13 protein-coding genes are annotated in these 14,607 nt (G+C 67.4%); 12 read left to right on the top strand and 1 reads right to left on the bottom strand.

All coding sequences use genetic code 11. The features are described from left to right. Positions 1-157: 157 nt before the first annotated feature. On the bottom strand, positions 158-1,303 hold the full coding sequence (locus CXR42_RS12275; RefSeq protein WP_103257864.1) for an ROK family transcriptional regulator: 1,146 nt from the start codon (positions 1,301-1,303) through the stop codon (positions 158-160). Between the two features lie 279 nt (positions 1,304-1,582). On the opposite strand from CXR42_RS12275, the gene CXR42_RS12270 reads away from it, so the two are divergent. The 12 genes from CXR42_RS12270 to CXR42_RS12215 all read left to right on the top strand — a co-directional run bounded on the left by CXR42_RS12270 (position 1,583) and on the right by CXR42_RS12215 (position 14,461). After that, complete coding sequence (locus tag CXR42_RS12270) at positions 1,583-2,605, top strand: substrate-binding domain-containing protein (protein WP_103257863.1); 1,023 nt, start codon at positions 1,583-1,585, stop codon at positions 2,603-2,605. Between the two features lie 122 nt (positions 2,606-2,727). Beyond that, positions 2,728-3,807 (top strand): ABC transporter permease, encoded by a 1,080-nt coding sequence (locus tag CXR42_RS12265; RefSeq protein WP_103257862.1) that lies wholly within the window; start codon positions 2,728-2,730, stop codon positions 3,805-3,807. An 11-nt stretch (positions 3,808-3,818) separates the two neighbouring features. Beyond that, the gene (locus CXR42_RS12260) at positions 3,819-4,595 is read left to right on the top strand and encodes an ATP-binding cassette domain-containing protein (protein ID WP_103257861.1); all 777 of its coding nucleotides are present in this window, start codon (positions 3,819-3,821) and stop codon (positions 4,593-4,595) included. 312 nt (positions 4,596-4,907) lie between these two features. Next, positions 4,908-7,736, top strand: coding sequence for a monovalent cation/H+ antiporter subunit A (locus CXR42_RS12255; RefSeq protein ID WP_103257860.1), 2,829 nt, complete (start codon positions 4,908-4,910; stop codon positions 7,734-7,736). After that, on the top strand, positions 7,736-8,101 hold the full coding sequence (locus tag CXR42_RS12250; RefSeq protein ID WP_103257859.1) for a Na+/H+ antiporter subunit C: 366 nt from the start codon (positions 7,736-7,738) through the stop codon (positions 8,099-8,101). Before CXR42_RS12255 ends, CXR42_RS12250 begins: the two co-directional genes overlap by 1 nt. Continuing rightward, complete coding sequence (locus CXR42_RS12245) at positions 8,098-9,588, top strand: monovalent cation/H+ antiporter subunit D (RefSeq protein ID WP_103257858.1); 1,491 nt, start codon at positions 8,098-8,100, stop codon at positions 9,586-9,588. Before CXR42_RS12250 ends, CXR42_RS12245 begins: the two co-directional genes overlap by 4 nt. Beyond that, entirely contained in the window at positions 9,585-10,073 is a 489-nt protein-coding gene (locus CXR42_RS12240; RefSeq protein WP_103257857.1) for a Na+/H+ antiporter subunit E, read from the top strand. The genes CXR42_RS12245 and CXR42_RS12240 overlap by 4 nt, the downstream gene beginning before the upstream one ends. Next, positions 10,070-10,342, top strand: coding sequence for a K+/H+ antiporter subunit F (locus tag CXR42_RS12235; protein ID WP_103257856.1), 273 nt, complete (start codon positions 10,070-10,072; stop codon positions 10,340-10,342). The genes CXR42_RS12240 and CXR42_RS12235 overlap by 4 nt, the downstream gene beginning before the upstream one ends. After that, a complete protein-coding gene (locus tag CXR42_RS12230) occupies positions 10,339-10,713 on the top strand; it encodes a cation:proton antiporter (protein WP_245875437.1) in 375 nt (124 codons plus the stop codon). The genes CXR42_RS12235 and CXR42_RS12230 overlap by 4 nt, the downstream gene beginning before the upstream one ends. A gap of 91 nt (positions 10,714-10,804) precedes the next feature. After that, the gene (gene deoC, locus CXR42_RS12225; RefSeq protein ID WP_103257855.1) at positions 10,805-11,794 is read left to right on the top strand and encodes a deoxyribose-phosphate aldolase; all 990 of its coding nucleotides are present in this window, start codon (positions 10,805-10,807) and stop codon (positions 11,792-11,794) included. A 4-nt stretch (positions 11,795-11,798) separates the two neighbouring features. Then, positions 11,799-12,125, top strand: coding sequence for a hypothetical protein (locus CXR42_RS12220; protein WP_103257854.1), 327 nt, complete (start codon positions 11,799-11,801; stop codon positions 12,123-12,125). After that, the gene (locus tag CXR42_RS12215; protein WP_103257853.1) at positions 12,122-14,461 is read left to right on the top strand and encodes an aldehyde dehydrogenase family protein; all 2,340 of its coding nucleotides are present in this window, start codon (positions 12,122-12,124) and stop codon (positions 14,459-14,461) included. The genes CXR42_RS12220 and CXR42_RS12215 overlap by 4 nt, the downstream gene beginning before the upstream one ends. The last annotated feature ends 146 nt before the right edge of the window (positions 14,462-14,607 follow it).

Here is a 14,607-nt window from a genome sequence, read left to right as displayed (position 1 = left end):
TTTGATGGCGACGTGACGCCGCAGCTTTCCGCGCCTTCCTGGACTGACGGAGCCTCCTCGTTCGACTTCGTCTCCTCGTCGGAGAGCAGCTCCTGCGAGGAGTGACGAAGTCATCGACGGGCGACCGGGGCAAACCGGGCGGAGGACCGGTGCGGGGTCAGCTTTCGCGGATCGGGTTCTGCTCGATCAGATAGCGTTGCGACAGGGGGATCGCGGCGGCCCCTAGGGCGCGGGCCTCGGCGCCGACGGTGCCCTGCCGGATCGCCGGCGGCTCGATCCCCGACAGGTCCAGACGGTACAACGCTGCCTCGGTGCGGCGGGTGACCTCGGCCCGGACGCTGGGGGGCATCCAGCCGTCGATCAGCACGGCCTGCATTTCCAAAAGGGTCGCGGCGCTGAGGATCGCGCTGGCCAGCCCCTCGGCGGCATCGGTCATCCAGGTGTCCAGCACCGCTTCGGGCAGGTCCCAGCGGTCGGGGCTTTCCCACAACTGGTCAGACTGGCCGCCCGCCGCATCCACCGCGTCGGCAAGAACCGACAGCGAGGCGACCGTCATCAGCCGCCGCATCCGACCGTCCGGCCCCGGCACCGGCATCGGCCCGACACCGGCGGCATTGCCGAACTGCCCGGTGAACAGCTGGCCGTTCAGCACCAGACCGCCACCGATGAAGTAGCCGAAGTAGAAATAGAGAAAGTCCTTGGGCCGCTCGCCCGTGCCGAACACCAGTTCGGCGCCGCAGGCGGCGGTGGCGTCGTTCTGCAGATGGACCGGCATCCCGGCCAGTGCCGACAGCTCGGCCTGCATGTCGCGGTGACGCCAGGCGTCCATCTCGGCCTGCGGCGCGCCGATGTAATCGACCCAGGACCAAAGCTGGAACGGCATTGCCACGCCCATCCCGCCGACCCGCTCGCGCAGCGCGGGGGGCAAGCCGGCCAGCAGCGCCGGCAGCGCCTCGGCCACGAAGGCGACCACGGTGTCGGGCGTCGGATAGCGATAGATGCGGCGGCGCGCGCCGCGCACCCGGCCCAGGAAATCGACCAGTGCGAGGTCGGCTGACCGTCGCCCGATCTTCAGCCCGAAGAAGAAGGCCCCATCGGCATTGAGCGACATCGGCACCGAGGGCTGGCCGATGCGACCACGGATCGGTTCGCCCCGCAGGAGAAGCCCGTCCTGTTCCAGCGCACGCATGATGACGCTGACGGTTTGCGCCGAAAGCCCGGTCATCCGGGCGATGTCGGATTTCGCCAGCGCCCCATGCTGACGCACCAGACTAAGGACGAGCCGTTCGTTCCAGGCCCGCATCCCCGACTGGTTCGATCCCCGCAACCCGGCAGGATCCGGGGCAGGTCGCAAGTCGCTGGCTGGGTCGAGATAAAGCCGCACGTCACGGTCCTGGCTGCCTGGATTTGCAGCAGAGTGCGAGGGAAGGCGGCCTTCTGTCAATAATAAATCAGAGTGATTTAATTATCTTGACGCAAGGTCGGGAATCAGGTTTTCTGGTTGCGGCGCAGGGGAAACCCGGCTGACCACGAACGCGATGCCGGGGGCGAAGCCGCACCCCGGCCCAATGGGAGGAACCACATGAAATCCATCACCAAAGCCCTGCTGGGCGCAGGCGCGCTTGCCCTGATGACCGGCGTCGCCTCGGCGCAGGACGGCGTCTCGGCCTGCCTGATCACCAAGACCGACACCAACCCCTTCTTCGTGAAGATGAAGGAAGGCGCGGAAGCCAAGGCTGCCGAACTGGGCATCACGCTGAAGTCCTATGCCGGCAAGGTTGACGGCGACCATGACAGCCAGGTCGCTGCGGTCGAAAGCTGCATCGCGGACGGTGCCAAGGGCATCCTGATCGCCGCGTCGGACACCAAGGCCATCACCGGCCCGCTGGCCAAGGCCCGTGAAGCCGGCCTTCTGGTCATCGCGCTGGACACCCCGCTTGATCCGGCAGACGCCGCCGACGCGACCTTCGCGACCGACAACCTGGAAGCCGGCCGCCTGATCGGCGCCTGGGCTGCCGCGACGCTGGGGGCGGAAGCTGCCAACGCCAAGATCGCCTTCCTGAACCTGACCCCGTCCGAGCCGACCGTCGACGTCCTGCGCAACCAGGGCTTCATGATGGGCTTCGGGATCGACGTGAAGGACCCCGCCGACATCGGCGACGAGGATGACGCGCGCATCGTCGGCCATGACGTGACCAACGGCAACGAAGAAGGCGGCCGCAAGGCGATGGAGAACCTTCTGCAGAAGGATCCCGGCATCAACGTCGTCCACACCATCAACGAGCCCGCCGCCGTGGGTGCCTATCAGGCGCTGAAGGCTGTCGGCATGGAAAGCCAGGTCCTGATCGTTTCGGTCGACGGCGGCTGCCCGGGTGTGGCCTCGGTCAAGGATGGCGTGATCGGTGCGACGTCGCAGCAGTACCCGCTGCAGATGGCTGCCCTGGGCGTGGAAGCCATTGCCAAGTTCGCCGCTGACGGCTCCAAGCCCGCGCCGACCGAGGGCAAGGACTTCTTCGACACCGGCGTGGCGCTGGTGACCGACAAGCCGGCCGAGGGCGTGACCTCGATCGACACCACCAAGGGCACCGAGCTTTGCTGGGGCTGAGACCGGCAACGGCATGACCCGCCGGTGACGGTGGGACCGGGAAGGGCGGCCGCGTGCCGCCCTTTCTTCAAGCCGCAGGTTGAGGCAGGATCAACCGGACCAATGGGGAGGGGACCAGGGGCATGACCCAAGCGCAGGAATTTGAAAGCGCCACGAAGGACGCCGATCAGAACGTCGCGCAGTTCGAGGAGCGCAGGTCGCCGCTGGCGCGGTTGCAGCATCTTCTGCACGGCAACCCGGCGCTGGTGCCGCTGATCGTGCTGATCGGGCTGATCGCCTTTTTCGGCATCTTCGCGGGAGACAGGTTCTTCAGCGCCTATACGCTGACGCTGGTCATGCAGCAGGTCGCCGTCGTCGGCATCCTGGCCGCCGCGCAGACGCTGGTGGTGCTGACGGCGGGCATCGACCTGGCCATCGGCGTGATCATGGTCTTTTCCTTCGTCATCATGGGCAATCTTGTCCTGACCGACGGCTCGCCCGGCGATTTCGCGATGCCTGCGGTGCTGGCGCTGCTGGCAGGCTTCGTGGTCGCCGCCTTCTGGGGCTTCGTGAACGGCAACCTGGTCGCGCGCCTTAAGCTGCCGCCCTTCATCGTGACGCTGGGCACCTGGAACATCATCATGGCGATCTGCCTGATCTATTCCGAAAACGCGACGATGCGCGAGGCGGACCTGACCGCCCAGACCCAGCTTCTGCACGTCTTTGGGCAGAACTTCCGCGTTGGCCCCGCCGTCGTGACCTATGGCGTCGTCGCGATGATCGCGCTTTATATCGCGCTGTGGTTCATGCTGAACCACACCGCCTTTGGCCGCCACATCTATGCCGTGGGCGACGACCCCGATGCCGCCGAGCTGGCCGGCATTAGCACCAGCAAGGTGTTGATCGGGGTCTACACCCTGGCCGGGGTGATCGCGGGCCTTGCCGCCTGGGTCTCCATCGGGCGGAACGGCTCGATCTCGCCATCGACCGTGGTGACCGATTTCAACCTGCAGGCCATTACCGCGACCGTGATCGGGGGCATCTCGCTGTTCGGCGGGAGGGGGTCGATCCTGGGGGTTCTGTTCGGGACGCTGATCGTCGGCATCATGTCGATGGGCCTGAACATGATGAACGCAGACCCGCAATGGAAGGTTCTGCTGACCGGCGTGCTGATCATCGCCGCTGTCGCAGTCGACCAGTGGATCCGCAAGGTATCGGCGTAAGGGAGGACATCATGGAACCCATTCTGACCGCACGCGGGCTGGTAAAGCGCTATGGCAAGGTCACCGCGCTGGACAACTGCGACTTCGAGCTGATGCCGGGCGAGATCCTTGCCGTCATCGGCGACAACGGCGCGGGCAAATCGACGCTGATCAAGGCGATCTCGGGCGCGGTGATCCCCGACGAGGGCGAGATTCGACTGGAGGGCAAGCCGATCCAGTTCCGCACCCCCATCGAGGCGCGCAACGCCGGGATCGAGACGGTGTACCAGACCCTCGCCATGTCGCCGGCGCTGTCCATCGCCGACAACATGTTCATGGGCCGCGAGGTTCGCAAACCTGGCATCATGGGGTCGGTGTTCCGCCAGCTTGACCGGCCGAAGATGCAGGCCTTCGCGCGGGAAAAGCTGAACGAGCTGGGGTTGATGACCATCCAGAACATCAATCAGGCGGTGGAAACCCTCTCGGGTGGCCAGCGTCAGGGCGTGGCCGTGGCCCGCGCCGCCGCCTTCGGGTCCAAGGTGGTGATCCTGGACGAACCCACGGCTGCGCTGGGGGTCAAGGAAAGCCGCCGCGTGCTGGAGCTGATCCGCGATGTGAAGAACCGGGGCATCCCGATCATCCTGATCAGCCACAACATGCCCCATGTGTTCGAGATCGCCGACCGCATCCACATTCACCGTCTGGGCCGCCGGCTGTGCGTGATCAAGCCATCGGACTACAGCATGTCCGACGCCGTGGCCTTCATGACCGGCGCAAAGGTTCCCGAAGGCGTGGCCGAGGTCGCCTGACCCTTCCCGGCGGCAACCCATGCCGCCGGTGTTCAGAGCTGCGGCCTCTGGCCGCAGTCTGTTCTGGTGCGACGCGCGGCGTTTGCCGCTGCGGCATCCGTTCCCCCCAGCACCGCAAGGCTGCGCCCGGGTCGGCGGCAGCGCCGTCCGCGGGGGCTCGATGCCCCCAAGGACGGCACACCCGTCGGGAAAAATCCTGCAAGCCCACCGAAAGCCCTTGAATCCGCCGGGCCGAGCGACAAGATCGGCGACAACCCGCCGCGACGCGACCGCACGCAGAAGACACGCCGCCACGACGAGGACGACGCCCGAATGACCCCTGCCTTTATCGTGGCGCTGCCGTTCCTTGGCGCGATCCTGCCCGCGCTTGCCATTCGCTTCGGCCGCAACGCCTGTGCGCTGGCCACCGGGGCCGTCTCGCTTCTGGCGCTGATCCTGCTGATCCAGGCCGCCCCCGCCGTCCTGCGCGGCGAGGTGGTGCAGGCCCGGATCGACTGGCTGCCCGCGCTTGGCCTGAACGCGACCTTCTTCCTGGACGGGCTGGGCCTCTTGTTCGCGGGCCTGATCCTGGGGATTGGACTCCTGATCATCCTTTACGCCCGCTTCTACCTGGCGAAGTCCGACCCGATGGGGCAGTTCTTCACCTATCTCCTTCTGTTCCAGGGGGCGATGCTGGGGATCGTGCTGTCCGACAACATCCTGCTTTTGCTGGTGTTCTGGGAGCTGACCTCGCTGTCGTCCTTCCTGCTCATCGGCTACTGGAAGCACCTGCCCGAGGGGCGGCAGGGCGCGCGGATGGCGCTGGCCGTCACCGGCGGCGGGGGCCTCGCGATGATCGCCGGGATGCTGATCCTGGGCAATATCGCCGGCAGCTACGACCTGACGGTGATCCTGACGCAGAAAGAGGCGATCCAGGCCAGCGACTGGTACCTGCCCGCGCTGATCCTGATCCTGCTGGGCGCCTTCACCAAGTCGGCGCAGTTCCCGTTCCACTTCTGGCTGCCGCATGCGATGGCCGCGCCGACGCCAGTCTCGGCCTATCTGCACTCGGCCACCATGGTGAAGGCCGGGATCTTCCTGATGGCGCGGATGTGGCCGGTGCTGGCCGGCACGCCCGAGTGGTTCTGGATCGTCTCGACCGCCGGGCTGGTCACCATGGTAATGGCGGCGAAGATCGCCTTCTTCAAGGACGACCTGAAGGCGCTGTTGGCCTTCTCGACCGTCAGCCACCTGGGGCTGATCACCATGCTTCTGGGCTTTGGCACCAAGGCGGCGGCGACGGTGGCGGTGTTCCACATCATCAACCATGCCACCTTCAAGGCCGCGCTTTTCATGACGGCCGGGATCGTCGACCATGAGGCGCATACCCGCGACCTGCGCCGGCTGGGCGGCTTGCGGACGCTGATGCCGGTGACCTTCGGCATCGCGCTCTTGGCCAGCCTGTCGATGGCGGGCATCCCGCCGCTGAACGGGTTCCTCTCCAAGGAGCTGATGCTGGAAGAGGCCGCGCATACCGTCTGGCTGACCCCCTGGGCGATGGGCCTCTTGGCGACGATCGGGGCGGGGTTCTCGGTCGCCTACAGCTTCCGTTTCCTGGCGCATGGTTTCCTGGGCCCGGTGCGCGACGACTATCCGCACCGGCCGCATGATCCGGGTCCGGGCCTTTGGGCCGCGCCGGCGCTGCTGGCGGCGCTGGTGGTGGCGATCGGCCTGGCGCCGATGCTGACGGCGGCATGGCTGGTGGACGTGGCCGCGGGCGCGGTGACGGGCGCGCCGGTGGCAGTGAAGATCAGCCATTGGCACGGGCTTTACGCCCCGGCGCTGTGGATGTCGCTGGCGGCGGTGGGCGGTGGCCTGGCGCTGCTGGGTGCCTATCCCCGGCTGCGGGCCCTGTGGGACGGCGTCCCGCGGCCCGAGGCGAAGCCGATGTTCGATGCGGTGGTGGCGGGGCTGGCCCGGCTGGCGCGCGGCGGGGCCGAAGGACTGCACGACGGCGGGTTCGGCCGGGCGGTGGTGCTGGCGGTGCTGGCCATCGCGGCGGCGGGGTTGTGGGCCTTCCTGGGCGGAACCCATGCCGCGGGCACGCGGGTCGGGCTGCCGACCGACGCGGTGGTCGTGGCGGTCTGGGCGGTGATGCTGGTGGCGGCGCTGGCCGTCCCGATCTTGCACCGCAACCGGGTGGTGGCGCTGATCCTGACCGGCGTGACCGGCCTGCTGATCGCGCCCCTGTTCATGCTGTTCTCGGCCCCCGACCTGGCACTGACCCAGCTGTCGGTCGAGGTGGTGACGATCCTTCTGATGCTGCTGGCGCTGCATTTCCTGCCCAAGGAAACCCCGGTGGAAAGCCCGGCCTGGCGGCGACTGCGCGATGCCGGCGTGGCGGTGATCGCCGGGCTGGGGGTTGGCGGTCTGGCCTGGGCGATGCTGACACGCGAGGCGGCCTTTGCACCGATCTCGGCCTTCCATCTGGCGCAGTCCAAGCCCGGCGCGGGGGGGACGAATGCGGTCAACACGATCATCGTCGACTTCCGTGGCTATGACACCTTTGGCGAGATCATCGTGCTGGGCATTGCCGCGCTGGTGATCTTTGCCCTGGCCGAGGCATTGCTGCGCAGCCCGGCCGTCACCTCGCGCCTGGCCGCCTGGCCCCGCGCGCGAGAGTCGGGCGACCGGCACCCGATGATGCTGGTGGTGGCGACGCGGCTCTTGTTGCCGATGGCGATGATGGTGGGCGTCTACATCTACCTGCGCGGCCACAACCTGCCCGGCGGGGGTTTCGTCGCGGGCCTGGTCTTTGCCATCGCCTACCTGATGCAATACATGGCCTCGGGCTATGACTGGACCCATGCCCGGCAGCGGTTCGACCATCATGTGCTGATCGGCTGGGGTGTGCTGGTCTCGATCCTGGCGGGTGTCGGGGCCTGGGCCTTCGGGCTGCCGTTCCTGACCTCGGGCTTCGAGTATGTGAACCTGTGGCCGCTGGAAGAGTTCGAGCTGGCCACCGCAGCGATCTTCGACCTGGGGGTGTTCCTCTGCGTGCTGGGCGCGGTCCTGCTGGCGCTGGCGTCGCTGTCGCGGCTGGCGCTGCGCACCGGCGAGCAGATCAACCGCCGGGCCTATGACACCGAGGAGACGCCGTGATGGAAGCCCTTGTCGCCAGTGCCATCGGCATCCTGACCGCAGTGGGCATCTATCTGACCCTGCGTTTGCGCACCTTTCCGGTCATCCTGGGGCTGACCTTCCTGTCCTATGCGGTGAACCTGTTCCTGTTCGCTTCGGGCCGGCTGGCGGTTAACTCTGCGCCGATCCTGGGGCGCAGCGAGACCTATTCCGATCCCCTGCCGCAGGCGCTGGTGCTGACGGCCATCGTGATCTCGTTCGGGATGACGGCAGTGATGATGATGATGGCCATCGGCGGGCATCTTCAGGCCGGGCATGACCGGATCGACCTGGACGCGCGGGACGAAACCGCCGGACGTGGCGAAGGACCGGAGGCCGGGGCATGAGTCACTGGATCATCGCCCCGATCGTCCTGCCCGCGCTGGTGGCCGCGATCATGGTCACGGCGTTCCGCGGACAGCTTGCCGCGCAGCGCCTGTTGTCGCTTGCCGCGATCCTGGGGCTGAACGGCATCGCCTGGGCGCTGCTGGCCGCCGCAACCCAAGGACCCGAGGCCTATTTCCTGGGCGACTGGCCCGCGCCGTTCGGGATCGTTCTGGTGCTGGACCGGCTGTCGGCGCTGATGGTGGTCCTGCTTGCGGGCCTCGCGTTGCCCGTGGTCCTGTACGCCATCGGGTCCGGCTGGGACGCCAAGGGCGCGCATTTCCACCCGCTGCTGCAATTCCTGCTGATGGGGATCGGCGGTGCTTTCCTGACCGGGGACGCCTTCAACCTGTTCGTGTTCTTCGAGGTTCTGCTGATCGCGTCCTATGGGCTGATGATCCACGGTGGCGGCGGCGCGCGGACCCGGGCGGGGGTGCAGTACATCGCGTTCAACCTGATCGGCTCGTCCCTGTTCCTGCTGGCGCTGGCGCTGATCTATGCGGTCACCGGCACGCTGAACATGGCCGACCTGGCCGTGAAGCTGCCCACCCTGCCCGAGGGCGATGCGGCCCTGCTGCGCACGGCGGCGGTCCTGCTGATCCTGGTCTTTGCGATCAAGGGTGCGCTGGTGCCCTTGCAGTTCTGGCTGCCGGGCACCTATGCCAACGCGCCGGGGGTCGTCGCGGCGATGTTCGCGGTGATGACCAAGATAGGCGCCTATGCCACCCTGCGCGCCGGCACGCTGATCTTTCCGGCCGACCTGCCGGCAACTGGCCCGCTGCTGTCCACCCTGCTGCAACCGGCGGCGCTGGTGACGCTGGCGCTGGGGGCGGCGGGAGTGCTGGGGGCCCGCACCCTGCCGCGTCTGGTGGCCTTTGGCGCCATCGCCTCGATGGGGACGGCCTTCCTGGCGATCTCGGCCTTCACCCCGCAGGCGACGACGGCGGCGCTGTACTACATCCTGCATTCCACCCTGGCCACGGCGCTGATGTTCCTGGTGGCGGACCTCGTCACCCGCCGCCGCGCCCATGCCGGGCTGGACGCGCCCGCGCCCGTCGCCGGGTCGGGGCCGCTGGCCGCGCTGTTCCTGGTCGGAGCGGTGGCGATGGTGGGGATGCCGCCCTTGTCGGGGTTCCTGGGCAAGCTTCTGGTGCTGGACGCGCTTCGCGGTCAGGCCGGACTGGTCTGGTCGGTGGTGCTGGTGTCATCCTTCGTGATGATCCTGGGCTTTTCCCGCGCCGGCTCGCTGGTGTTCTGGAAGGGCGGCCCCTCGCCCTCGCCCGCCCCGCATGAGCCGCTGGCCTTGGCGGCCGCCTTCGCCCTGCTGGCCGGGCTGGTCGGGCTGACGGTCTTCGCCGGGCCGGTGACCGACTGGCTGGCCGCCACGGCCGAGACGCTGTACGCGCCGCAAGGCTATATCGCCGCAAACCGGCTGGAGGGCGGCGCATGAGACGGTTGTTCCCGCATCCCTATCTGACCCTGACCCTGATCGTGCTGTGGTTCCTGCTGGTGAACCAATGGAAGATCGGAAGCCTGGTCATGGCGGTCATCCTGGGCACGGTGATCCCGCTGATCACATCGACCTGGTGGCCGGACCGGCCACGCATCCAGCGGCCCTTCGCGCTGGCCGCCTATGCGGTGCTGGTGCTGTGGGACGTGATCGTCGCCAATTTCCAGGTGGCGCGGATCGTGCTGTTCATGCCGCGCGACCGCATCCGCTCGGCCTGGATCACGGTGCCGCTGGAGTTGACCCAGCCCGAGGCGATCAGCCTTTTGGCCGGGACGATCACCATGACGCCCGGCACGCTGACCGCCGACATGTCGGCCTGTGGGCGGGCGCTGCTGGTCCACGCCCTTCACGCCCCCGACCCCGACGCGGTGCGCGACGACATCAAGGCCCGTTACGAGGCCCGGCTGCAAAGGATATTCGCATGATCCTGCCCCATGCCCTGACCTTCTTTCTGGCCGCCATCGCGGTCTCGCTGGTGCTGAACCTGTGGCGGCTGGCCACGGCGCCCACGCTGACCGACCGGATCGTGACGCTGGACACCATGGCGGTGAACGCCATCGCGCTGGTGGTGGCCTATGGCATCTGGGCCGGCACCGGGCTGTATCTGGAGGTCGCGGTCCTGTTCGCTCTGACCGGCTTTGTCGGCACGGTGGCCTACTGCAAGTACCTCTTGCGCGGGAGCATCATCGAATGACCCCCTTGCTGGACACCGCGCTTGACCTGTTCCTCTCGGCCATCCTGATCGGTGGCGGCATCTTCGCGCTGGTCGGAAGTTACGGCTTGCTGCGCCTGCCCCGGCCGATGCAGCGGTTGCACGCACCGACCAAGGCCACCACGATCGGCGTCGGCGCGGCGCTTCTGGTCTCGGCGCTGGATCTTCTGGGGCAGGGCCAGATCAGCTGGCAGGAGTTGTTGATCACGCTGTTCCTGCTGCTGACCGCGCCGGTTTCGGCCCTGTTCCTGGCCAAGACCCTGATCCTGCGCGGCGAGGCCGATCCGGGCATGCCCGACAGCGGTACCGGCCAACCCTGGGCCACCTTGGCCGAGGAACGCGCCGACCCCTGAATTTGACCATACGGTCAGAAATCCGCAGCCCCGGCCCTTGCCCGACTGCGCCCCGCGTGGCATCGTCGCCCGGTCACCCTGGGGATGCCCGATGAACACGCTGACACCGGCCCAAGCGGGCCTTCTGCCGCAGGTCACCCATGCCCGAAACCCCGGCATGGCGCTGGATCTGGACTGGGTCGCCTCGGTCCAGGCCAATACCTCGGCCATCGAACGCCGCGCCGCGACCCTTCCCGGTCGCCGTAGCGTGAAGAAGGAGTACCAGGCCGCCTGGCTGCTGAAGGCGATCAGTCTGATCGACCTGACCACACTGTCGGGCGACGACACCGCAGGCCGCGTGCAGCGTCTGTGCGCCAAGGCCCGCCAGCCCGTCGCCCCGTGGATGCTGGAGAAACTGGGGATGTCCGGCCTGACCGTCGGCGCAGTCTGCGTCTACCACGAGATGGTGGAACCCGCCGTTCGCGCGTTGGAGGGGACGAGCATCCCCGTCGCCGCTGTCTCAACCGGCTTTCCGGCGGGCCTTTCGCCCTACAAGCTGCGGATTGCCGAGATCGGCGAAAGCGTGAAGGCGGGCGCGAAGGAGATCGACATCGTCATCTCGCGCCGCCATGTCCTGACCCAGAACTGGCAGGCGCTTTACGATGAGATGCGCGACATGCGCGAAGCCTGCGGCGATGCGCATGTTAAGGCGATTCTTGCGACGGGCGAGCTTGGGACGCTGCGCAACGTCGCCCGCGCCAGTCTGATCTGCATGATGGCGGGGGCGGATTTCATCAAGACCTCCACCGGGAAAGAGGCGGTCAACGCCACCCTCCCCGTCTCCCTGACCATGATCCGCGCCATCCGCGATTATCAGGAGCGCACGGGCTTCAAGGTCGGCTACAAGCCTGCCGGCGGCATCGCCAAGGCCAAGGACGCGCTGGTCTACCTTAGCCTGATGAAAGACGAACTCGGCCACCCCTGGTTGCAACCCGACCTCTTCCGCTTCGGCGCCTCCTCTCTTCTTGGGGATATCGAGCGCCAGCTGGAACACCACCTGACCGGCCACTACTCTGCCGCCAACCGCCACGCGATGGGCTGAGGCTATGTGGCCCTTCACGCGCAAGCTCGCCGCAGGCGACCCATTCCCGCCCGAAGAACGGGCTGTCCTTTTCTGCGCGCGGAAGTGGAACTTCTTCCAGGACCAGCACAAGTTCCCCGACGACCTGCCCCTCGCCGATCAGGTCGCGCTGTTCACCGCCCGCATGCGCGAAACTCTCCCCGTCGAGGTTCCCGCGCTTCCTAGCCTCTCCAAGATCGACCTCGCCCGCTTCGTCACTCAGGGCATCCTCCGCTCCGGCCTCACCCGCCGCGCCGACCTTGAACAGGCGCTTGGCCATTCCGTGTTCTCAGACCAGCAGGCAAGCCCATGACCATCAAGGAAATCTTCGACAGCATGGCCTACGGCCCCGCCCCTGAATCCGCCGCCGAAGCCCTCGCCTGGATCGCCAAACACAACGGCACCTTCGGCCACTATATCGACGGCAGCTTCACCGCGCCGGGTGACACCTTCACTACCGCCAACCCCGCCACCGGCAAACCCCTCGCCCAGGTCACCCAGGGCACCGAGGCCGACGTCGCCAAAGCCGTCGCCGCCGCCCGCCGCGCCCAACCCAAATGGGCCGCTCTCCCCGCCCACAAGCGCGCGCAATACCTCTACGCCCTCGCCCGCCTCACGCAAAAACACGCCCGCCTCCTCGCCGTCCTTGAAACCCTCGACAACGGCAAGCCGATCCGCGAGAGCCGCGACATCGACATCCCCCTCGTCGCCCGCCATTTCTCCTACCACGCGGGCCTCGCCCAACTCCTGCCGAGTGAACACCCCGACCTCACCGCCTTGGGCGTCTGCGGCGCGATCATCCCCTGGAACTTCCCGCTCCTGATGCTGGCCTGGAAGGTCGCCCCCGCCCTCGCCGCCGGGAACACCATCGTCCTCAAACCCGCCGAATACACCCCCCTCACCGCCCTCCTCTTCGCCGAAATCTCGCGCGAGGCGGGCCTCCCCAAGGGCGTCCTCAACATCGTCACCGGGGACGGCACCACCGGCGCGGCCCTGGTCGAAGCCCCGGTGGACAAGATCGCCTTCACCGGCTCCACCTCCGTCGGCAAGCGCATCCGCGAGGCGACCGCAGGCACCGGCAAGGCCCTCACGCTAGAACTCGGCGGCAAATCCCCCTACATCGTCTTCGACGACGCCGACCTCGACTCCGCCATCGAAGGCCTTGTGGATGCCATCTGGTTCAACCAGGGCCAGGTCTGCTGCGCCGGCTCCCGCCTCCTCGTCCAGGAAGGCATCGCCCCCCGCTTCTACGCCAAACTCAAACACCGGATGGACGGCCTCCGCGTCGGCGACCCCCTCGACAAGGCCATCGACATCGGCGCCATCGTCGACCCGATCCAACTCGACACCATCACCCGCCTCGTCCGCGAAAACCCCGAGGGCGAGCATTACCAGGCCCCTTGCCCGCTGCCCGCGCACGGCTCCTTCTACCCCCCCACCCTCATCACCGGCCTCGGCACCGCCTCCCCGCTCATGCAAGAGGAAATCTTCGGCCCCGTCCTCGTCGCCATGACCTTCCGCACGCCGGAAGAGGCCGTCCAACTCGCCAACAACACCAAATACGGACTCGCGGCGACGGTCTGGACCGAGAACATCAACCTCGCCCTCGACATCGCCCCCAAACTGAAAGCCGGGGTCGTCTGGGTCAACGCCACCAACCTCTTCGACGCCGCCGCAGGCTTCGGGGGCGTCCGCGAATCCGGCTTCGGGCGTGAGGGCGGGTGGGAGGGCCTGATGGCCTACCTCAAACCCAGCCACAAACCCGCCGCCCTGAAACCCGTCCCCACCTCAGCGGCCCCCACCGACCCGCAAACGGGCACCCTCGACCGCACCGCCAAGATGTACATCGGCGGCAAACAGGCCCGCCCGGACTCCGGCTACTCGCAACCGATCTACAGCCCCAAGGGCAAACTCCTCGGCCATGTCGGCATGGGCAACCGCAAGGACATAAGGAACGCGGTTGAGGCCGCCCATGCCGCCAAATCCTGGGCCAAGACCACCGCCTACAACCGCGCGCAGGTCCTCTACTTCATCGCCGAAAACCTCTCCGCCCGCGCCACCGAGTTCGCCCAGCGCCTCCAAGACCTCACCGGCAAACCCGGCGGCTCGGAGGTCGACGCCTCCATCCAACGCCTCTTCACCTACGCCGCCTGGGCCGACAAATACGACGGCCACGCCAAATCCGTCCCCATCCGCGGCATCGCCCTTGCGATGAACGAACCCACCGGCGTGATCGGTGCCCTCTGCCCGGATGAGGCCCCCCTCCTCGGCCTCATCTCCCTCATGGCCCCCGCCATCGCGATGGGCAACACGGTGATCCTCGTCCCCGGCCAGCACCCCCTGTCGGCCACCGACTTCTACCAGATCCTCGACACCTCCGACGTGCCGCCCGGGGTCGTCAACATCGTCACCGGCCCCCCGCAAGACCTCGCCAAGTCCCTCGCCGGCCACATGGACGTCGACGCAGTCTGGAGCTTCTCCTCCCACCCCCTCTCCGCCCTCATCGAGCGCGAAGCGGCCGGCAACCTCAAACGCACCTGGGTCAACCACGGGAAGGCGCGGAGCTGGATGGGGCCTGAGGGCGAAGGCCGGACGTTCCTGTCCCAGGCCACCGAGGTCAAGACGGTGTGGGTGCCGTATGGGGAGTGACGCGTAGGTCGGGGCTTGCCCCGACTCTCGTCGGGTGCGCATTCATTGTGCGCCAACACTGCGACCCCTTCGCCGCATTTGCCCAAGCAAAATTTCACAGCGCCTGACGAAGCGAGTGGCAGTTGTCTAATGTCTTCAAGGATGTC

Origin of the sequence: Tabrizicola aquatica (assembly GCF_002900975.1) — a bacterium.
GTDB classification, from domain to species: domain Bacteria; phylum Pseudomonadota; class Alphaproteobacteria; order Rhodobacterales; family Rhodobacteraceae; genus Tabrizicola; species Tabrizicola aquatica.
This window is presented reverse-complemented; position numbering and strand designations above follow the sequence as displayed.